Origin of the sequence: Flavobacterium sp. (genome assembly GCF_965277525.1) — a bacterium.
In the GTDB taxonomy this organism is placed as follows: domain Bacteria; phylum Bacteroidota; class Bacteroidia; order Flavobacteriales; family Flavobacteriaceae; genus Flavobacterium.
Genome location: NZ_CBDIDC010000009.1, coordinates 511,141 through 532,359, shown reverse-complemented (window position 1 = coordinate 532,359; position 21,219 = coordinate 511,141). Strand labels below are relative to the sequence as shown.

Genomic DNA, 21,219 nt, shown 5'->3' with positions numbered 1-21,219 from the left:
TTTTATGAATTATTTAGAAGATAGCTTTTGTTCAAAAGATAGTATTCTTTCGTTTTGTTGTTCTATTTTTTTATTTTGTTGAATTAAATAAAGGGTCAATTCTTCAATTTTCTGAAGCAGCTTAGCATTCATCTCGCCTAAATTAATTCCGTTTTTCAGGACTTCTTCTTCGTTAGGGATATTTTCTAAATGCCCTTTTTCAGTGATATGCTTTGCAACTTCTTCAAGTGTTGGTAAATTGTATTCTTTTTTTAAGACAAAATCAGCCCAGCCTGTCATATCTACTTTTACTTCCTGAGAATGAATTGTACCTTTTACATCTAACTTATTTTTTGGATTTGTTATTCCTATGCCTACGTTTCCAGTTATACCTGCAATAGAAAAATAAGGTTTTAAAGTAACACCTGAAGTGTTTTTTGCAGAAATAGTAAATAATCCCGGAACAGTAATTTCTTCAGGAAAAACTAAATTTAAATTATTAGAAGTAAAATTATCCATATAAAATCCACATTTAGTTCCTGATAATTCAGATGTTGAATCATCATTATAAATAAGAAATTTAGCACCACTTGTTCCATATCCAGAACCTAAATCTAATCTTGAGTTTGGATTTGTTGTTCCGATTCCAAAATTTCCTGAATAAATATATGAGTTTCCATTGTCTTTAAAGAATACATCATTGCCAATCCTGGTACCACCCTTAAAATCGCTTTCAAAGTTTAACGATAAAATATTGTTATCTGCATGTACAAAGGCTCTTCCGCCAGATCCTCTTTCTGGAAATCGAAAAATAATATCTGCCAAGCCGTTATAAGTAAATATATTAACTCCATTTGGAGAGTTAATTTGTGAGAAAGCACTAAACGATATAATTAGAAATATTAAAGAGGTAAGTTTTTTCATTTTCTTGTTTTTTTTAATGATTCGATTTCCTTTTTCATTTCAATCATATACAAGGTCATTTCCTCTATTTTCTGCAAAAGTTTGATATTCATTTCAGATAAATTGATTCCGTCTTGTTTCATTTCTTTGGCAGAAGCAATTTCGGGTAGATGTTTATTTTCTTTGATGAATTGATCTACATATTCTAATGAAGGTAGGTTGTAATCGTTTTCGAAAACAAAATCAGCTCCGGCATCAACTGTTACTTTTACTTCTCTGGAAGTTATGTTTCCTGCGACAGTAAGTTTGGAAGTTGGTGTTAAAGTACCAATACCTAAATTGCCAGTATCAGATAATATCATATTTGCTTTCCAATTGTCTTCAGAAGTGTTTCTAGTCGCAAATACAATAGATGAAGATGGATTTGTTGCGGTTGAATTTGCTCCAGTAACAACACCTAGATACGCTAGGCCCTTATTTGCAGATGTAACATTTGGCATCGCCCAAGTAATACTTCCAACAGATGAGTTTGAAAGTGTGGAACCTGTTGATATAACGAAATGGGATTGAGAATTTATAATAGTATTCGAATTACTAATTTCAACTACTTTATTATTTCCTCCATGTTGATAAAATGAAGGAGTGGTAGTGCCAAGGCCTAAATTGCCACTTATATTTTGATCACCAACAAAATTATTCTTTCCGCGTGTTGCAATTTCATTCCAAGTAGGATCAATTGAAGTTAATGTGTAGTTTGCTGCTTTCCTGAAAAATAACCTATCATTAGAACTAAAACTTGAGGCAATTTGTAATTCATGATTATTTACTTCATTAGAATGTCTCATAACAAGTAAATGTTGCCAACCGTTATAGGTCAAATCAGGAATTGTACCTACGGGATTAATGGCTTCATATACCCCTGATTTTAATGGAGTTGTTAAATCTGTAATGCCAATTGCTTTTCCATCACCTATTTGTTGAGAAAACGCATTTATGGAAATAAAAAAAATAGTTAATAATCTAGTTATTCTTATTCTCATGTTCAAGTTCGTTTGTATAAAATTTATTTTTTAAAGCTTTTATTTCTTCATTTTGTTTTTCATTCTCCTTTTTCACTTCAATCATATACAGTGTCATTTCTTCCATTTTTTTTAATAGCGCCATGTTCATTTCGGCCAGCATTAAGCCATTTTTTTCTATTTCTTTTGCCGATGGAATTTCTGGAAGATGTTTGTTTTCTTTAATATAACTTTCAACTTCTTGCAAAGTTTTAAGTTTATAATCATTTTCGAAAACATAATCAGGAACTAACGGCCCAGCCATATCAACACGAACTTCCTGAGTATGAATTTTGCCTTTTACAGTAAGTTTTTCATCTGGAGATAATGTTCCAATGCCAACATTCGAAGCGAAATAAGCATTTCGACCTTGATAAACACCTGTTGTTGTAGCATATTCATCGATTGTAGTTTTAAAATTATGAACAGGACCATTTACTTCATTAAATGGTAATGAATTTTGTACACCGTCATAAACAGTTGGAAAAACGGAATAATTAGATTGGTAATTATAACTTGTACCACCACCACGCAGCCATATTATTACACATACGCAAGTTCCATTTGCTGTGGCATCTCGCCACCCACTAATAAAACTACTCATTAAACCGTTTGATGGTTTTATATCAGCATCTACAAAGGATGAACCATGTCCGTAGTTCGAAACGTGGTACTGAAAAGAGGCGATTAAACTTCCTCTCCAATCTGAATCAGTATGAACACTGCTTCTTCCTAATTTTAAAGTTGTTGCTACATTCGATCCCCACCCACCATCATAAAATGTAACAGGATAAAATTTATCAAGATCTCCGCCAACACTAAAACTTCCTGATGTTTGCCCAAAACTTTGCTTTGAAAAAATGATTAATAAGCTGATAAGTAATATTTTCTTCATGGTCTATTATTTTTTGAAATTTTTAAATTCTTGTTCAAGTAGTTTTTGATTGTTTTTAAGAATCTCATTTTCCTTTTTCATTTCAATCATATATAGTGTCATTTCTTCCATTTTTTTTAATAGCGCCATGTTCATTTCGGCCAGCATTAAGCCGTTTTTCTCTATTTCTTTTGCCGATGGAATTTCTGGAAGATGTTTGTTTTCTTTAATATAACTTTCAACTTCTTGCAAAGTTTTAAGTTTATAATCATTTTCAAAAACGTAATCAGGTACTAACGGTCCAGTCATATCAACCCGTACTTCCTGAGTATGGATTTTTCCTTTTACGGTAAGTTTTTCATCTGGAACTGTTGTGCCAATACCTAAGTTTCCATTTTGGATGTAGTGATTTCCGTTTCCACTAATATTTAAGTTAAGACCTAAAGCAGTTGAAGCCGAAAAATCAGGGATATTTGTTGAATTTGGAGTTTGACTTATTTTAATCTGATTTGAATCAGTTACATTCTCAACCTTTTCTTGTAAATAGGTAAACTTGATTTTGTAGTTAGCATAATATCTTACGTCTAAAAATATTGGTAATTGTTTATTAATTGCTCCTCCAAGCGTTGTTGTTAAATCAGTAGGTGTGCCAATTTCAATTTTTCCCGAATGATATATACCATGTGATTCAACCAGTTTAAGTATTGGAGATCCAGAATTAACACCTTGAAGAAATCCATTTTCAATAATGTATTTTTCATATCCTGTTCCATAAGATATTTGAAAAAGTTCTATAATAACTAGTCCTCCAACTTGCCAATGAACTGAATTGTATCCAATAGATGCTATTTCGTATCTCTTAGCTTGTGTCTCATTTGCTATTAAACCCGTAATAACTGTAGTTTTTAACCCGTTTTGATTTATATCATTTTGAGATACCATAAATGAGGTGGTAAACAAAGAGATTAATATCAGTAAGAACTTTTTCTTCATCGTGGTATTATGTTTTATTAAAATTAAATGGAGTTATTTGGATTGATTTTTAAGAAGCTGAATTTCGTTATCCTGATTCTTAATTTGTTCTTTTAATGTTTTTAACTCTTTATTTTGTTCAATCATATATAGTGTCATTTCTTCCATCTTTTTTAATAGCGCCATGTTCATTTCGGCCAGCATTAAGCCGTTTTTCTCTATTTCTTTTGCCGATGGAATTTCTGGAAGATGTTTGTTTTCTTTAATATAACTTTCAACTTCTGGTAAAGTTTTAAGTTTATAATCATTTTCAAAAACGTAATCAGGAACTAACGGTCCAGCCATATCAACTCTTACTTCTTGTGTATGAATTTTTCCTTTTACAGTAAGTTTTTCGTCTGGAGATAATGTTCCAATACCTACATTAGAAGCGAAATAAGCATTTCGACCTTGATAAGTTCCTGTTGTTGTAGCATATTCATCTATCGTAGTTTTATAGTTGTGTGCAGGGCCATTTACTTCATTGTAGGGAAGTGCATTTTGAATACCATCATATACTACTGGGTTTACGGCATAGTTGGATTGACAATAATATGTAGTTGATCCACCACGAAGCCAAATGATAATTCTGCGTTCACTATTAGAGATAGATGCATCTTTCCAAGCAGCAATAAAGTTAGTATGTGAACCGTAAACTGAATTTGAAGGGGTTATTTTGGCAGTAATAAATTCGGAGTTATTTCCCCATTCAGTAACATGATATTCGAAAGTTGCCATAAGTGAGCCTCTCCAAGAAGAATCAGTATGGACATAACTTCTGCCTAAAATTAAATTTGTAGGGACATTATATGCCCATCCTCCATCATAAAAAGTAACGGGATAAAATTTATTAATGTCTCCTCCAACACTAAAACTGCTTGTTACCTGAGCATGATTTATTGTTGAAATAAAAATCAAAGAGAATAAAAAATATAGTTTTTTCATGAAGTTATTTTTTTAGTTTTAATTCTGAGATATCTTTTTTCATTTCTTCATTCTCCTTTTTTATCTCAATCATATAGAGTGTCATTTCCTCCATCTTTTTTAATAGCGCCATGTTCATTTCTGCCAGCATTAAGCCATTTTTCTCTATTTCTTTAGCCGATGGAATTTCTGGCAGATGTTTGTTTTCTTTTATAAATTCTTCAACTTCTGGTAAAGTTTTAAGTTTATAATCATTTTCAAAAACATAATCAGGAACTAACGCTCCAGTCATATCAACTCGTACTTCTTGTGTATGGATTTTTCCTTTTACTGTTAGTTTTTCGTCTGGAATCGCGGTACCAATTCCCACGTTTCCATTTTGTATGGCTTTTATGGCAAGAGTTGCACCATCTGCTACAAAAACATTTCCAACATATAAATCCCAATCAGAAGTCATTGGTACGAATTTAGAAACGGTTGTGTCGTTTCCAGTAGTATTTAAAGCAGTAAAAGTACCATTTGTATTTAAAGAAGTTACCTTGATATAAACAGTAATAGGAGTATTTATTCCTAAAGTATTTATTGCTCTTATTCTAAATCGGGGATTTGCATATTGTGTGTTACAATCAATAGTAAAATTAACCCCAGATCCTACATAAGGATTATTGTTTACTCTTCCGGCTTCTCTCCATAAAGCGGGGTTAGAATGAGATATTGAGGCAACATGAGTTGCTGCCGAAGCAACATTTCCTCTTGTATAATTTATCGAGATTTGATAATAACCACTGGCTCCTGCCGAAGCCGGATTTACACTTAAAAATTCGATATAATCGCCAACAATATATCCTGCAGGGAAAGTAACACTGCTTTCATATTCTGTTGCATATACTAAACTATTTGATTTAGCAGAAAGTTGAATAAAAAATAAAACGGTAAACAGTAAAAGTAATTTTCTTTTCATTTTAAGGATTATTTAGTTAGGATTGTTTCGATTTTCTTTTCTAGATTTTCAATTTTTTTATTTTGTTCAATCATGTACAACGTCATTTCTTCCATCTTTTTTAATAGCGCCATGTTCATTTCGGCCAGCATTAATCCATTTTTCTCTATTTCTTTAGCCGATGGAATTTCTGGCAGATGTTTGTTTTCTTTTATAAATTCTTCAACTTCTGGTAAAGTTTTAAGTTTATAATCATTTTCAAAAACATAATCAGGAACTAACGCTCCAGTCATATCAACACGCACTTCCTGCGTATGGATTTTTCCTTTTACGGTAAGTTTTTCGTCTGGATTCATTGTTCCGATACCAACATTATTTCCCATTACCAAAAAGTTATTTACCAAATGGGTTTCGTTCATATCGGGAACATAATTTTGAATTTCCGAAAGAATGTTTGTATTTACAGGTTGTCCACTAACTTCATATCGAACAGATTTCATGTTTTCGCCTGTAGATGTTGTCCATCCTGCAAATTTGAATCCCCGGTCGTGATAGGCTGCAGCATAAGGGACATCAACAGCAAGATATCTCTTGCCATTATAAATACAAGTTTTTAGTGCCCAATTACCATTATTATCTGCAGATCTTAGTGTGGCCGAAGTTGAACTATATGCTGATAGAGAATTTATTTCTACAATATTTATTCTGTTATAAGAAGCCGAAGTACCTCGATAAGCAGTTAGTGTTCCAACAGCGTTGTTCATGCCTATTAAACTTCCATTGTACATTTCGTGAAGTAAAATTAAGTTTCGAGTATAATCATTGTTTTCATTATAGGCGATATCTATAATTTTATAGTCACCGGCAACTGTACTGACTTGTGCATTTATAAAAAAAGGAAAAAGTAATAACAGAAAATGAAATAGTTTGTTCTTTTTATACATTGGTTTAGTTTTTTAGTTTCTTTTCAAGAGCCAATATTTTATCGTTTTGTTTTTCATTTTCCTTTTTCATATCGATAATATATAGCGTTAGCTCTTCCACTTTTTGTAAAAGTTTGATATTCATTTCAGATAAATTAATACCGTTTTTTTGCATTTCTTTTGCAGAAGCAATTTCCGGTAAATGTTTATTTTCTTTAATGAATTTATCTACAGATTCTAAGGACGGAAGATCATAGTTGTTTTCAAAAACAAAATCGGCTCCGGCATCAACTGTTACTTTTACTTCACGCGATTCAATATTTCCAGCAACGGTAAGTTTTGAGCTTGCATTTGGTGTACCAATGCCTACATTTCCATTTACACCTATTGATAATTTTGTTGTATAGACTAATTTTTGTTCTGAGTCAACAGGGTCAGCGGTTTGAATAAGTAAGCCATTCGTACCAGTATCAGTACCGGCATACAATCTTACTCCAAATGAGTTAGTTAGGTTTGTATGAGTTATCATTTCTAATCCTGTTCTTCCGTTTCCGTACTGACCTAATCTTATTTCTTCAAAATTGTAGGCACCAGGAATACTTAATTTATAATTATAGTTATTATTATAATTACCTATCTGAAAAACATATTGAGGATTCTCTGTTCCAATGCCTATATTACCATTAGGTAAAAATGTCATGTATCTTGTAGTTAGATCTTTACCTATAAAATTACTTGAAATATTTGCAATTCCATTCGTAACAAAACCAGTTGAGCCAAATGTAAAAAAAGACTGACTGCCAGATTCGTTAGTAATAAAATAGGCACGCCCCCAACCTCCAGTATACCCAGGGAAATTTGCTTTTAGCTGAACACCATATGCAGGATAACTAGTGCCAAGACTAACATTATCAAAAGTTGTGTTTTGTGCTGTTGCAGCAAAATTCATGCAAAGAAAAACGGTTACTAATGAAATTATTTTTTTCATAAAAATTTTAATTTTTGGGTTGGGTAAATAGATAAAAGAGACTTCTCAAAGGATTCTAATTTATAGTAAAATTAAAAACAGTACTTCTCGCACTTTGGTTTCCGGCATCATCAAATGACTTTACAAACCAGTAATAAGTTCCTGCAGTCATAGTTTTATTATACGGACTTGTGCCTCGATCTTTAAAGTTTAAATTTGTCAAGGCACTTTCTGTATAGACATATATACTGTCTCTTTCGGCACTTCCGGGAACAGCAGTTCTGCTCCATTGAAAATTTATGCTTTTGTTAGTGGTAGTACTTGCGTTTAATGGACTAGATAGAGTAGGGGTATTTGGAACTTTAGTATCTACTGTAATTGATCTCGAAGTATAAAGCGTTTGTTCAGTACCATTACTTGCTCGTACTTTCCAAGTGTATTTTCCTTCATCAAAAGTAAAATTAAGAAACTGTTGTTTCAGAAGTCTGATCTTTTACTAAAGTGTTGTTTTCATCTAAAACCTGAATCTGATAATTTGTTGCTCCAATTATAGCATCCCAGGATAATTTTTGTGACGCCGTTTTAGTAATTAAATTATTACTTGGAGTTAATAATACAACAGTATTGTTTTGGAAATCATCATTATTTAAAATTTCAAAACTTCTTTTAGTATATACGGTTTCATAGGCACTATTAATTGCTCTTATTCTCCATTCGTATTTTCCAATATTTAGTTGCTGCGTATAAGAGTTTTTTGAAACTACGGTGTCAAGGACTATCTGCTGTGCCGCTTCAAAACTTGGAATTGCAATTTGAAGCTGATATTTATCTGCATCTTCAACAGTTTCCCAAGAAAATGTTACTCCCGATGTTGATAGAATAGCATTGTTTGCCGGAGCAGTTAATGATACTTCCTTTTTGGTTATATCGTCGACCATTAGTATTTCTTCACAAGAAAAAAAAAGAAAGAAGAAAGAAAAGGGAAAAAATACTTAAGTGAAATTTTATTCATGATTTTTTAGAATAGTCTTAATTTATAATTTTAAAAACAAAATGCCGAGGCCATTACATATCAAACAAATCTTTATTGCTTTTTTTCTCGTTTGCTTTACTTTTTGTTATTCCGGTACAGCTGTTTTGTTCGTTTATTATATCGGCAATATTCCAAGTGCCTTTAATTGATTTTACCCAGCAAAAAGAGCTTACCTGATACGCCACAATTGTTTCTGGGTTTATATCAATATTGTCTGTTTTTTTTCCACTTTTAAACAAAGCAATTGTATATTTTTTGTATTGATTATTGGTTAAATAATAAGCATCGGCTTGTCGTATTTTAGCGATTTCTTCATTAGATAAACTTACAGCAAGACTTGAGATTATTTTTAACCCCTGAGTGTCTGTTAATAGTTTTAAAAGAGACGCATTATAATCGGCGTTTATTTCCTGAACAAGACCTGCGACATCCAAAATTTTAATCGTTACCAATTCTGGTTTAATTGGAAGACTGTCTATAAAAGCAACCTTAGTTTGGTTTTGATTGTATTTGGCTTTCGATTTATAAATCTTATTTAGTTTTTTATTATAAGGCACAACCCCAATTTCTACTCTAATATTATTTTCAAGTTTAGGAAGTCCCTTTGTTTCAAATGTATTTAAGTTGTATGATAGTTTCGATGTCCCGATACTCCCCAATTCTACTACTGAAGAAGAGAATTTGTAGTTGTCATTTTTTATTTTGGTTGTCTGGCATGCACTGCAGATTAAGACTATCAAGACAACAATTTTTTTTAACATAATGCGCTGTTTTATAAATGAAAGATGTGAATTTTAATAACAATTAAAAATGAATTTTGACAGATTATTTCTATTATCATTAATTTAACAAATCTAATAAAATGGATGTAATATATTGTTAAAAAAAATCTTTTATTTCAACAGAAAAACAATCTATTGTCAAGTAATATCTTACATTTGATTTCTATTTTTAAAACCTAATTATGAAAAAAACAATACTCTGTTTTGCATTTTTATTATGTCAGATTATAAATGGTCAAACGTTTTCAACTAATTTAACTCCAGTGGGCTGGGAGCATAATACTCTATTTAATGCTACTACACGTTATACAGTAACACAACAAGGACCAGCAGTTCATCTTCCAGCGTTATTTGACGGCGGGATGAGTCCTTTCTACATTTCAGGTATTACTCCTAGCAATCCATCTGTTATTTTAATTGAAGGTTTATCAGCACTGCATACTCAAGCAGGAGCGTGGGTTGGATGGACAACGCGATATCTTCCGGCGACTCGGTTTAAGATAGAAGGTTATGATGAATACAATTCTGCCAACACATGGAGAATTATAGCAGATTATTCAACTGTTGATTATGGAGGTTTTAATTTTTCGGTTAGAATTCCGGTTGTCGGAGGGTATACTAAACTGAAATTTACATTTTACAGCGGTCAAGATTATAATGGTGGAAATGGAACCGTTGGGATTTCTGAATTGTTTTTTATACATCCAGAAGCAACTTATCCTTATGCAGGCTTACTAGCGACTGCTCAAGGTAACTGGCAGAATAATGGATCTGATTTAGTATTTAATACCGGAAATGTAGGTATGGGAATAGCAAAACCAAATAACAAATTAGATGTAAACGGAACAATCCATGCGAGAGAAGTAAAAGTTGATGTGGAAAAATGGTCTGATTTTGTTTTCAAAAAAGAATATAGTTTACCCACACTTCAAGAAGTCGAAAAGCACATTACTGAAAAAGGACATTTAGAAAATATCCCAAGTGAAGAAGAAGTTCTAAAAAATGGAATTTCTTTAGGAGAAATGAACTCAAAACTATTACAGAAAATTGAGGAACTTACACTTTATATTATTCATCAGAATAAAGAAATCGAGGTTTTAAAAAATCAAGAAAAAAGTAATGCTGCGATTTGTATTAAAGTTGAGGAATTGCAAAATGAGATTCAAAAATTAAAAACAAAATAAAAATGCATAAGACTAGAAAAAATATTTTAGGTACAATTCTTATTACATTGTTTTTAAATTTTTCATTGTATTCACAAACAGGTAATAATTTTGATTTTACGCTCACAACTCCAATGTTTCCAAACGGGACTGCAAATCAGGCAGTAAATATTCAATTTCCGAATATTCCTATCTGGGGATGGATAGAAGTGACAGTTACCTCTTTTTATAATTCGCAATTCAGCCCAGGAAAACTTACAAAGAGATATCAAATTGGCCATAATCCCAACGGTGGATATTTTAATCAGAAAACAGAAGTTGCTGATCAGTAATAAATGTTCAGGCAACGTATCAATATACTCCTGTAGTTAAGCCAATTTTTCAATTAAAATAAGTATGAAAAAAAAAATAAACCCTTTTAGAATTTTGCCATTATTTATCGTCATTTGCGGAGTTGCTGTTTTTCTTGTATATAATAATCAATTGAATAAAAAATTTATATCGTTAGAAGTAAACAGTATAATTATAAAGCGAAATAATTGGCAATTAAGAACGACCGAGTTTTATTTACAAAATGGGTTGAGGATTGATTCTACATTTAAGGATAATTTTGATCTGAAAGTAGGAGATTCTATTTCAAAAAAATCAAATGCTCGATCTTTTATTGTTTACAGGAAGGAAAATGGAAAGTATAAATTTTACAAAAAGAATGACATAGAATAAATATATTTAAATATTGTTTAAATTTAAACAAAGCCCTTAAAATAATAGTTTTTGAGGGCTTTGCTGTTTTTACTTTTTTAGCTGATCAATAAAACCGTAATGTTCTACTAATTTCTGGCCATTGGGCATTTCATTGAAGACCCAATAAAAAACATATTTTTTATCATTTTCAATTTTTAAAGCTGTTTTATTATCTAAATTTATAGTGGATAGATAGTATACCATTGGGAAATAACCTTCGGGTGTCATTTGAGGAAAAATTCTAAAAATTTTTGGTTTAGTATCTATATCTTCAATAGTAACAGGAAAGGTGAACTTTGAGTTGGCTTCATTTATAGTTTTATTGTAAAAGTCATTTATTTCCTTTTCTTTTTTGTATTTGAAAACTTCATTAGCAGGTTTTAAGCATTGCTTAGACAAACTTATGTAATTTACTGCATCTATTAAATATGATTTATTGTAGCTTTCTTTCGCTAAATTATAATGATCAGGTGCTGTTTTATTTAGTAAACTATATTGTCCAAAATTTAACATATTTATTTTCCATTGATCATCATAATTGCCATATTATGACAGTAATCAACAGTTTGTTCTCAAGCCCATTTGGAAGCAATAAAGAAATATACGTTTCTTTATTTAAAGCTAGATAACTAATTGAATAATCCTTATTTTTAGAATCAGATGTTAAAATATTATTTGCACCAGTAGTTGAATTTTGGACATTATACTGATCAAGAATTTTGTAGCTATTACTTTTAAAAGAACTACTAACGTTATAAATCAATTTGTCTATATCACTACCAGCTGTTTCAAGCAATTTATCAGACATTAATGCTTTGACTCCAGCAATATCATTATTCATTATTGCATTAAATAATTTATCATTTAAAAGTTTGATTTCTTCTCTTTTTTCTTTTTCAATATTTTCATTTTCCCAAGTTTCAGATGTTCCCATGTTACAGCTTTGTAAAATCAAAACGAATAATATAATTAAGAAGTTTTTAGGTGTCATATAATTTTTTATTTAATAATTTCAGTAAAACATTGTTTCAAATTTACCATAGTATATCTTAAATAAAAAGCGGTATTTATTTTGTAGTGAATTTAGAGTCTCTATAATTATCAAATAGTTTTTGCATAATGCGTAAAAATACTTGAAATGTGATAAAGAAATAGTGAAACTTTTTAGTGTACATAATAAAAAACTTTTCTAAAAATAAAACTTTTGGTAATTTGTTAATTATCCGTTTGTTTTTTAAGAATAATTATTTAAAACTTTTGATTGCAATATTTGAGTGATTTTCTTAATATTTTTAAACTTTTCTTAACAAATTAATTCTCATGTTTACCCTCTTTGTTTTCTCGATAAAAAAGATATATTTGTAAAAATTAATTTATATTTTGTTTTGAAGAAAAATCTATTTAAAAAACTGCCGTCTTTCAATCTTCAGGAAATGTTGATTGTTCTTGCAATCATCGGAATATTGCTTTTAATTGCTTTGCCAAACCTAATGCCGTTAATTACAAAAGCCAAAAGTGTAGAGGCTCAGGTACAGCTAAAGGCGATTTATAATGCTGAAAAACAGTACTATTTTATGTACTCTAAATACAGCCCTAATTTTACCGAAATAGATTTTGAAGCACCGAAAACGACAAAAGAAAACGGAAGCGCCAACTATGTGTATGAAATTGTACATTCAAGCAATAATGAGTTTAAAGTAAAGGCAACAGCCATTACTGATTTTAATGGAAATGGTGTTTTTAATGTTTGGGAAATAGATCAGAATGGCGTTCCAAAACAAATTACAAATGATTAATGTGGTATTTAAAATTAATATTAGTAATTGTATTTGCTTTTGTATTGTACCAAGACTTTAAAAGTCGTTTGGTTTACTGGTTTTTATACCCAATTATAGGCGTTTTAGCATTTGCAATTCAATTACAAAATCTTCCGGTTTCAATTGCCCTGACTAACTTAGGATTTAATTTATTATTTGTAGTTTTAATTTTATTGGTTAGCAAACTTTATATTAAATTCAGAAATTTAGATTTTAAAAACACAATTGGAATAGGAGATATTCTATTTTTTCTTTTTATAGCCGGCACTTTTTCTATCGTTTCCTTTCTTGTTTTATTTGTTTTTTCTCTTGTATTTTCTTTGATTTTGCATATAGTTTTAAATAATAAAAAAGAGCAGGCAACAGTTCCTTTAGCGGGTTATATGTCACTTTTTTTTGGTGTTGTTTATGCAGTTTCGTTTTGCTTTAACAACGCTTTTTTATATGCTTATTAGATGGAGAATTTTGATATTCCAATAGAATTTCAGCAGCTTGTAAAATCAGAACAAGCTTATTATTACAGGATAATTCCGGTTGGAAAAGATCAGAACACTGTAATCTTAAAAACGGACGCGTCTGATGTTGTAAGTCTGCAGAATGAATTAAGTATTTTACTTAGTTTTCAGGTTCAGTTAGAAACCGATTCTACAGAAAATATAAACCGTTTTTTAAGTACCAATTATAGAAAAACTTCTAATAATGTTTCGGAGATCCATTACACTTCTGATTTTTTGGAAAAGATTGTTTTGAATGCCAAAGAAATAGGAAGCAGTGATATTCATTTTGAACCGTATGAGAAAAATGCAAGAGTTCGTTTTCGTTTAGACGGTAAGTTAAAAGAACAGTTTCATATTTCGGTAGAAGAATATCCTATTATCGTAAATAAAATTAAGATTCGTGCACAGCTTGATATTTCTGAAAAAAGATTACCTCAAGATGGACGTATTACGATGGTGACAGATTATCAGGATTTTGATGTTCGTGTTTCTGTTTTGCCCACTTTACATGGCGAAAAAGTCGTGCTGCGTATTTTAAGTAAAGATACCAGCCATATCGATATAAACTCTCTTGGTTTTACTGATAAAGAACTAGCAGCATATCTAGAAAACATAAAGCGTCCAAATGGAATTGTACTTATTTCTGGGCCAACCGGTTCTGGAAAAACGACCACTTTGTATGCCACTTTAAAAAGGCTAAACGTTCCTAACACCAATATTTTAACTGTAGAAGATCCAATAGAATATACGCTTGAGGGAATCAATCAGGTGCAGTTAAAAGAAAATATCGGACTTGATTTTGCAGCTACTCTAAGGACTTTTTTACGACAAGATCCCGATATTATAATGGTAGGGGAGATACGTGATGTTAATACCGCCAATATGGCAATTCGTGCTGCCTTAACGGGGCATCTTGTTTTGTCTACAATACATACAAATTCGGCTTGGGCAACAGTTTCAAGATTAATTGATATGGGCATACCATCATTCTTAATTGCAAGTACGCTGAACATTAGTGTTGCACAAAGACTGGTTCGTAAGCTTTGTAATTCTTGCAAAACAGAAGAAACAATTAATCCGGAAATTTTTCCAAGTGGTTTTGAGATTCCAAATGACTTAACTTCGCATCATACGGCTGTAGGATGTGAGCACTGTTATCATACTGGTTATTCTGGAAGAAAAGCCATTTATGAGATCCTGCCTATAGGTTCAGAATTATCTAATTTAATAAAAAAACAATCAATTAGATATTAATGATTACTTAGAAGAGAAAGACATTTTTACATTAAAACGTAACGCATTGTTATTAATAAAAGAAGGAATTACTTCGGTTGACGAAGTTTTTTTCATTACTATTGTAAAATAAATAAAATCCTACAACTGATATAATTTCATGAGAAAAATAATTACGCTGTTTTTTATACTAATTTTTCAATTTTCATTTTCGCAAGAAAATCGGATTCAACAGCTAAAAAATAATATTGAGTCCATTTCTGCCGATGCTCCTGGATTAAATGAAAAAGTAAATGTTAATATAAAAGAAGCTTCTCTTTCAAGCTTTTTATTGGCTGTTTCGCAAATTCATAAATTAAATTTTAGCGTTGCCGGAAACTTAAGCCAAATAAATATTGTAAATAATTTTTCGGATGTAAACGGTAGGCGATCTGCTTATATTTTTATGTAAAGAATATAATCTTACCATTGATTTTACAGGAAATATTCTGGCTATTAAATCGTATGTAAAACCAACAGAAATTCCTGCTTTAAAAGCTATTGATGTATCATACGATCTGGCAAATAATTTACTTTCACTGAATTTGAAAGATGATAAATTGTATGATGTTTTCAGAAAAATTATGGACGAAAGCGGTAAGAATCTTGTTTTTGCACCTGGTCTGGAAAATCAATTACTTACTGCTTACATCAAAAGCATGCCATTTGATGCTGCATTGAATAAATTAGCATTCGCTAATAATTTAAGTGTAACCAAATCACGAGATAACTTCTACATTTTTGATAAAGTAGAAGGGAATTTTGTCAGCGAAGGAACATCAGATCCAAATGCCATACGTCAGAATAAACCTCAACGAGCACGCAAATCTAATTTTTTCTTTACGGTTGTTGATGCCGATAAAAAACTGCTAAACGTTGATTTTGAGAATACTCCAATTTCAAGCATTGTTTATGATATAGGCAATGAACTTGATATAGATATGTTTATATCCAGTCCGTTAGAAAGTGCCGGAAACGGAACAGTTAAAGCAAAAAACATCACTTTTGATGAACTTTTAGCAAAACTATTTGAAACTAAATCTGATGGTGGTGCTTCACAAGGAAATAATTCGCAGCAGTTTAGTAATAACAATTCGGGAGCACCAATGGCAGCTTCTGGCGGAGGCGGCTATACATTTAAAAGAAGCGGCTCTGTTTATTATTTTGGAACAAAAGATCAATTAGTGGTACGAAATATTAAATCGATTCCGTTAATGCATCGTTCTATCGAACTTTTAAGTGATCCTTCAAAAGAGGGCAGAAGCGCAGGTAGATTAAATAATACAAATAGCTATTCTAATTATAGTTCATTTGATAACAATAGTAATAGATCCAACTCTAATTCTAATTCAAACTACTCTAATCAAAACAGTAATTTTAATAGTGGAGGAGGCAGCAATAATTATTCGTCTTCGAGCGGAAGCAGCAGTAGTAATCCATCAGAATCTATTCTGACTATTATTCCTGATGAAATAAAGAAAGATCTAGATATAAAAATTGATAAAGAACTCAATAGCTTTTTAGTAAATGGACCAGCGGCAAATATTGAAAGATTTGAGTCTTTTATACACTATATAGACAAAGCTGTTCCGGTAATTTTAATTGAAGTGATGCTGTTAGAGGTTAACCGCAGTGCTACTGTAGAAACGGGTATTCAAGCCGGAATTGGTGATAAACCTGTAACTACAAAAGGAACTGTTTTTCCTAATGCCGACATTAATTTGGGAGCTTCGACAATCAATAAAATTATAGATGGTTTCAGCGGATTTGGTTCTTTAAATATTGGGCAGGTTGTTCCTAATTTTTATTTGAGTTTAAAAGCTATGGAAACAAACGGAAATTTAAAAGTACGTTCTTCCCCTAGGTTATCAACTTTAAACGGACATAAAGCGTATTTGTCTATTGGAGAAACGACGTATTATGTTGTAACCAATCAAAATTATTATGGATCGCAAATTCCGCAAGCTTCAGAAGTAAAAAATTACCAGCCTATCGATGCTGAATTATCGGTAACTATTATGCCTTTGGTTTCTGGTAACGGACAAATTACTATGGATATTAAAGTGATTCAGTCTAGTTTTAATGGACAAAAAGTAGATAAAGATGCGCCTCCGGGAATTAATTCAAGGGAGTTTACTTCAATTATTAGAGTTAAAGATCAGGACTTAATCGTTCTGGGCGGATTGGAAGAATCTGTAAAAAATGATTCAGGAACGGGTGTACCATTGTTATCCAGAATTCCAATTATTAAATGGATTTTTAGTTCGAGAAAAAGAGAAGATTCAAAGAAAAAGTTGAGTGTGTTAATTAAACCTACAGTTATTTACTAATGGCCATATTATCCTTAAATACCTTTTTGCTTGGAAAACAATACATTGGTGTTGAGCACTTCACTATAAATAACGAAGATAAAGTTGCCTTACTTTTAGTTGAAAAGAAAAAAGAAGGATTAGTAATTACCAAAAAAGACAGGGTTAGTTATAACGGAAAAATAGCTGAAAAGTGGGATACTAAACTGCCTTTCTTTTTAGTAATAAATTCCAATCAGGTAATACAAAAAGAAGTTTTAGGTGTTGAACCATCTGATGAAAAATTGCTTCATAAATCTTTCCCTAATACTAATTGGGATGATTTTTATTATGAAATTTGGAGGTTAAAAACAAAATCTGTAATTGCAATAGCGAGAAAATCGTATATAAGCACTTTGCTTGAAGATTACGAAAATCAAAAAATATCGATTGCCGGAATCAGCCTTGGTGTGTGCTCCATAGCTGATATTATTGCTTATACAGATGAAAGTGAACTTTATACAAACCATCAGAGCATTTCAAAAGAAGAAACACAAATAATTTCAGCAAGTGTTTTAGAATCGGCAATAACCTATACCATAAACGATCTTCAGATTGAGAACAGACAATTGCTGTCTTTTTCCGGAATTTTAAGATTAATATTAAATAATACACTCAATACAGGTTCTATAATTTCTTATAGTGACCAATTGTACAATGATTACAATCAGAAAACATTCTTTAATAAAGGAATTAAAATAATGGTTGGGATTGTTTTAGGAATCTTACTTCTTAATTTCGTTTTCTTTACACACTATTATAAACTAGCTCAGGAATCATCTGAAATTTTGTTGGTTAATAAATCTTCAATTGAAGATGTTAGTAAAATAAAACAAAGAATTATTGTAAAAGAAGAAAAAGTTAAAGGTATAGATGGAAGAATGACTTCGAGAAGTTCCTTAATTATTAATGAAATTACAAATAAAGTTCCCTCTTCTATTTTGCTGACTGAACTTACTTTTAATCCTCTGGAAAAGAAAATCAAAGCCGAAGAACAAATACTTACAAAGGATAAAGTAATCGCAATTTCAGGAACTACAATTGCTAATGCTTCTTTTACTAAATGGGTAGAAGATATTGAAAAGCTAAATTGGGTTGATAAAGTTTTAATTACACATTTTGGAAAAGATGAAAATAATGAAACAACGTTTTCTATAAACTTAACTCTGAAGTAAAATGAACTTGAATAAAAAAAACAAACTCCTTGTAATTGGTTTTTTTGTAGTGCTCTACGTTTGTTATTCTTTTGCGATATCAAATACCATAAATTATTATAAGGAATACCAGAATAAACAACAGGAGATAGCCGAGGATAGTGATATGCCAAAACTTGTGGCGCAGCTGGTTCAAAAAGAAAAACAACTGGACCAGATTTTATCTACTTATGATGTAATTATATCAGACTCATTTCAGAATGATTTATTAAAGCAATTAACTTCTTACAGCGATAGTTATCATTTAAAAATTGTTGATTTTAAAGAACCTCATATCATCTCTCAAAAAGGATTTACCACAACCAGTTATACCTTTTCTTTAGAAGGATCATTTAACGGATGCCTGGCCCTGCTTAATAAAGTAGAAAACAATCCGATGCTGGGGAATATTAAGCACTTAAATTTTGTAAAAAAGAGAAATTATAAAACCAATACAGACCAATTGTTTGTAGAGGTTATCATGCAAAAAAATAAAGGAGTTTAGGCAAAACTCATTATTAAAAACAAAACATAAACAAATTATGAAAAAGACTTTTTTATTATTTGTGGCATTTGCCACACAGGTTATTTATGCCCAAGAAGCTTCTAAGATAGGATCATTAGATATTATTAATGACGGTGTTCATAATACTTTATTTAACAGCGGTGGTGTTGCGAGGATGGATATGGGATTTGATGGAAAAGGATATATAAAATTTGGTGCTCACACAGGTGGAGGACGAAGAGGGGATATTCTTTATATGCGAGGCAGCGATGGCAATGTTGGTATTGGAACAGATAATCCTGCTAGCAAATTGACCGTTACGGGTTCTATAGCTATAGATGGAGGATTAGGTAATACCTATTCTCGACCATTAATTTCACATGGTACATTATTGAATGGAGAAATTAGAGGGTACAGTAATGCAACAGATTTAGCAGATGATGGATTTCTAAGAATTTCTGCTGGAGCAGGTACAAATTCATCTACAAAATCTTTTATTGATTTATCGGGGTATTCAACAGTTCCAGATATGGATCGAAATATTTTGTTTGGAACTTCTGGTGGTGAACGAATGAGAATTAATAATGTGGGCAATGTTGGAATTGGAACATCAAATCCGCAGCAAAAATTTGTAGTTTCTAATAATGGCGGCGAAGGATTTGAAGTTTATTTGGATCCCGCCCTTACTGTTGTGGGACTACAGTCTTATAATAGAGCTTTAAATTCTCATTCAAAAATGCAATTAGATGCGAGTCAATTTTCGTTTATGTATGGTAATGTTGGAATTGGAACATTAAATCCGCAGCAAAAATTTGCAGTTTCCAATAATGGTGCCGAAGGATTTGAAGTTTATTTGGACCCCGCTACTAGTATTGTAGGATTGCAGTCTTACAATAGAATTTCAAATACTTATTCAAAGTTGCAATTAGATGCGAGTCAATTTTCGTTTATGTACGGTAATGTTGGTATTGGTACATTAAGTCCAAATAATAAATTAGACGTAAACGGAACTATCCATTCTAGAGAAGTAAAAGTCGATATAAATTTTCCGGCACCGGATTATGTTTTTGCAAATGACTATAAGTTAAGAACACTTCAAGAAGTGGAAAATTATGTAAAAGAAAACAGTCATTTACCAGAAATCCCTTCAGCAAAAGAATTAGAACAAAACGGAATTCATTTAGCCGAAATGAATATGGCTCTTTTAAAGAAAATTGAAGAATTGACTTTGTACATGATTGAAATGAAAAAGGAGAATGAAGCTGTAAAAAAAGAAAACCAAAAATTTCAAGAAATATTCGAACGACTAAATAAAATTGAAAATCAATTAAAATAAAATCTCTAATACTATGAAGAATAAACTGATTTTTATTGGTGCTGTTATTTTTTCACTATCAATTAAAGCGCAAATATATACACCAAATAGCGGAAATGTAGGTATAGGAATAGAAAATCCACAAACTAAATTAGATGTAGCAGGTACAGGGCGTTTTAAAGTTCCGGATGATGAATCGGGTGTAGGAGGGCTTACTATCGAAACAAATAATGGAACTAATTTAAAAATGGGAGGAAATACAACTTACAGCTGGATACAATCTCACATGTCACTGCCTTTATATATTAATGAACTTGGTAATAATACAATTATTAATAAAAGATATGGTAATGTAGGTATTGGAACTATAAATCCATTAGCAAAATTAGAAGTTAGTAACGGAAATATTCTCGTTCGTAATTCGGCTAATGTTGACAATGAATCTTCTATAATGATTGCACAGTCAATTAATGTTGGCAGTATAGATACTTTTGGCACTTCAATACGTACGATTACTCAAAGTGCAGGCAATAACACTTATGGAATGCAGTTTTTTACGAATGAATCTTATATGACAAACCAGACAGAAAAGATGAGAATTTTGGGAAATGGAAATGTTGGCATAGGAGAAATAAACCCACAAAACAAACTAGATGTAAAAGGAACTATTCATTCTCAGGAAGTAAAAGTAGATATGACAGGTTGGTCAGATTTTGTATTTAAAAAAGAATATAATTTACCAACACTTCAAGAAGTTGAAAAACACATTAATGAAAAAGGGCATTTAGAAAATATCCCAAATGAAGATGAAGTTTTAAAAAACGGAATTAATTTGGGAGAAATGAATGCCAAGCTTTTGCAGAAAATTGAAGAATTAACTTTGTATGTAATTGAGCAAAATAAACGTTTAGATAAAGTTGAAAAAGAAAATGCAGATTTGAAAAGTCAGATAAATTCATCTAAAAAATAAT

At 31.2% G+C, this 21,219-nt stretch carries 24 protein-coding genes and 1 pseudogene; 12 read left to right on the top strand and 13 right to left on the bottom strand.

Features of this window, described 5'->3' with window-relative positions; translation table 11 throughout:
* Positions 1-9: 9 nt before the first annotated feature.
* From ACQY44_RS19455 to ACQY44_RS19405, 11 genes are all read right to left on the bottom strand, one after another.
* Positions 10-903, bottom strand: coding sequence for a hypothetical protein (locus ACQY44_RS19455; RefSeq protein ID WP_428231955.1), 894 nt, complete (start codon positions 901-903; stop codon positions 10-12).
* Positions 900-1,922 (bottom strand): hypothetical protein, encoded by a 1,023-nt coding sequence (locus tag ACQY44_RS19450; protein WP_428231954.1) that lies wholly within the window; start codon positions 1,920-1,922, stop codon positions 900-902. The genes ACQY44_RS19455 and ACQY44_RS19450 overlap by 4 nt, the downstream gene beginning before the upstream one ends.
* Positions 1,903-2,835, bottom strand: coding sequence for a hypothetical protein (locus ACQY44_RS19445; RefSeq protein WP_428231953.1), 933 nt, complete (start codon positions 2,833-2,835; stop codon positions 1,903-1,905). The genes ACQY44_RS19450 and ACQY44_RS19445 overlap by 20 nt, the downstream gene beginning before the upstream one ends.
* Before the next feature lie 6 nt (positions 2,836-2,841).
* Positions 2,842-3,807: a hypothetical protein gene (locus tag ACQY44_RS19440; RefSeq protein ID WP_428231952.1), complete on the bottom strand. Its 966-nt coding sequence runs from the start codon at positions 3,805-3,807 to the stop codon at positions 2,842-2,844.
* Positions 3,808-3,840: 33 nt separating this feature from the next.
* Complete coding sequence (locus tag ACQY44_RS19435) at positions 3,841-4,770, bottom strand: hypothetical protein (protein ID WP_428231951.1); 930 nt, start codon at positions 4,768-4,770, stop codon at positions 3,841-3,843.
* Between the two features lie 4 nt (positions 4,771-4,774).
* Entirely contained in the window at positions 4,775-5,710 is a 936-nt protein-coding gene (locus ACQY44_RS19430; protein ID WP_428231950.1) for a hypothetical protein, read from the bottom strand.
* Positions 5,711-5,718: 8 nt separating this feature from the next.
* Complete coding sequence (locus ACQY44_RS19425; RefSeq protein WP_428231949.1) at positions 5,719-6,633, bottom strand: hypothetical protein; 915 nt, start codon at positions 6,631-6,633, stop codon at positions 5,719-5,721.
* Positions 6,634-6,637: 4 nt separating this feature from the next.
* Positions 6,638-7,600, bottom strand: coding sequence for a hypothetical protein (locus ACQY44_RS19420; protein ID WP_428231948.1), 963 nt, complete (start codon positions 7,598-7,600; stop codon positions 6,638-6,640).
* Between the two features lie 55 nt (positions 7,601-7,655).
* Positions 7,656-7,802 (bottom strand): hypothetical protein, encoded by a 147-nt coding sequence (locus ACQY44_RS19415; RefSeq protein ID WP_428231947.1) that lies wholly within the window; start codon positions 7,800-7,802, stop codon positions 7,656-7,658.
* 238 nt (positions 7,803-8,040) lie between these two features.
* Positions 8,041-8,517, bottom strand: coding sequence for a hypothetical protein (locus ACQY44_RS19410; RefSeq protein ID WP_428231946.1), 477 nt, complete (start codon positions 8,515-8,517; stop codon positions 8,041-8,043).
* Between the two features lie 127 nt (positions 8,518-8,644).
* Entirely contained in the window at positions 8,645-9,373 is a 729-nt protein-coding gene (locus tag ACQY44_RS19405; RefSeq protein ID WP_428231945.1) for a hypothetical protein, read from the bottom strand.
* Between the two features lie 203 nt (positions 9,374-9,576).
* Between ACQY44_RS19405 and ACQY44_RS19400 the strand changes: the two genes are divergently transcribed.
* The 3 genes from ACQY44_RS19400 (at position 9,577) to ACQY44_RS19390 (ending at position 11,280) form a co-directional block, all read left to right on the top strand.
* Positions 9,577-10,578, top strand: a complete 1,002-nt coding sequence (locus ACQY44_RS19400) for a hypothetical protein (RefSeq protein ID WP_428231944.1) — start codon at positions 9,577-9,579, stop codon at positions 10,576-10,578.
* A 2-nt stretch (positions 10,579-10,580) separates the two neighbouring features.
* Positions 10,581-10,889, top strand: a complete 309-nt coding sequence (locus ACQY44_RS19395; RefSeq protein ID WP_428231943.1) for a hypothetical protein — start codon at positions 10,581-10,583, stop codon at positions 10,887-10,889.
* 64 nt (positions 10,890-10,953) lie between these two features.
* The gene (locus ACQY44_RS19390; protein ID WP_428231942.1) at positions 10,954-11,280 is read left to right on the top strand and encodes a hypothetical protein; all 327 of its coding nucleotides are present in this window, start codon (positions 10,954-10,956) and stop codon (positions 11,278-11,280) included.
* 69 nt (positions 11,281-11,349) lie between these two features.
* On the opposite strand, the gene ACQY44_RS19385 is transcribed toward ACQY44_RS19390, so the two are convergent.
* Both ACQY44_RS19385 and ACQY44_RS19380 read right to left on the bottom strand, forming a co-directional pair.
* A complete protein-coding gene (locus ACQY44_RS19385; protein WP_428231941.1) occupies positions 11,350-11,814 on the bottom strand; it encodes a hypothetical protein in 465 nt (154 codons plus the stop codon).
* A gap of 19 nt (positions 11,815-11,833) precedes the next feature.
* On the bottom strand, positions 11,834-12,292 hold the full coding sequence (locus ACQY44_RS19380; protein ID WP_428231940.1) for a hypothetical protein: 459 nt from the start codon (positions 12,290-12,292) through the stop codon (positions 11,834-11,836).
* Positions 12,293-12,686: 394 nt separating this feature from the next.
* Here ACQY44_RS19380 and ACQY44_RS19375 point away from each other — a divergent pair, with 394 nt between their 5' ends.
* The 9 genes and pseudogenes from ACQY44_RS19375 to ACQY44_RS19335 all read left to right on the top strand — a co-directional run bounded on the left by ACQY44_RS19375 (position 12,687) and on the right by ACQY44_RS19335 (position 21,218).
* On the top strand, positions 12,687-13,097 hold the full coding sequence (locus tag ACQY44_RS19375; RefSeq protein WP_428231939.1) for a prepilin-type N-terminal cleavage/methylation domain-containing protein: 411 nt from the start codon (positions 12,687-12,689) through the stop codon (positions 13,095-13,097).
* A complete protein-coding gene (locus ACQY44_RS19370) occupies positions 13,097-13,573 on the top strand; it encodes a hypothetical protein (RefSeq protein WP_428231938.1) in 477 nt (158 codons plus the stop codon). Before ACQY44_RS19375 ends, ACQY44_RS19370 begins: the two co-directional genes overlap by 1 nt.
* Positions 13,574-14,981, top strand: a pseudogene (locus ACQY44_RS19365) (GspE/PulE family protein).
* A 27-nt stretch (positions 14,982-15,008) separates the two neighbouring features.
* On the top strand, positions 15,009-15,299 hold the full coding sequence (locus tag ACQY44_RS19360) for a hypothetical protein (RefSeq protein WP_428231937.1): 291 nt from the start codon (positions 15,009-15,011) through the stop codon (positions 15,297-15,299).
* 133 nt (positions 15,300-15,432) lie between these two features.
* The gene (locus ACQY44_RS19355) at positions 15,433-17,217 is read left to right on the top strand and encodes a type II secretion system protein GspD (RefSeq protein WP_428231936.1); all 1,785 of its coding nucleotides are present in this window, start codon (positions 15,433-15,435) and stop codon (positions 17,215-17,217) included.
* Positions 17,217-18,410, top strand: coding sequence for a hypothetical protein (locus ACQY44_RS19350; protein WP_428231935.1), 1,194 nt, complete (start codon positions 17,217-17,219; stop codon positions 18,408-18,410). Before ACQY44_RS19355 ends, ACQY44_RS19350 begins: the two co-directional genes overlap by 1 nt.
* Before the next feature lies 1 nt (position 18,411).
* The gene (locus tag ACQY44_RS19345; RefSeq protein WP_428231934.1) at positions 18,412-18,933 is read left to right on the top strand and encodes a hypothetical protein; all 522 of its coding nucleotides are present in this window, start codon (positions 18,412-18,414) and stop codon (positions 18,931-18,933) included.
* 37 nt (positions 18,934-18,970) lie between these two features.
* A complete protein-coding gene (locus ACQY44_RS19340; RefSeq protein ID WP_428231933.1) occupies positions 18,971-20,269 on the top strand; it encodes a hypothetical protein in 1,299 nt (432 codons plus the stop codon).
* Positions 20,270-20,282: 13 nt separating this feature from the next.
* Entirely contained in the window at positions 20,283-21,218 is a 936-nt protein-coding gene (locus ACQY44_RS19335; protein ID WP_428231932.1) for a hypothetical protein, read from the top strand.
* The last annotated feature ends 1 nt before the right edge of the window (position 21,219 follow it).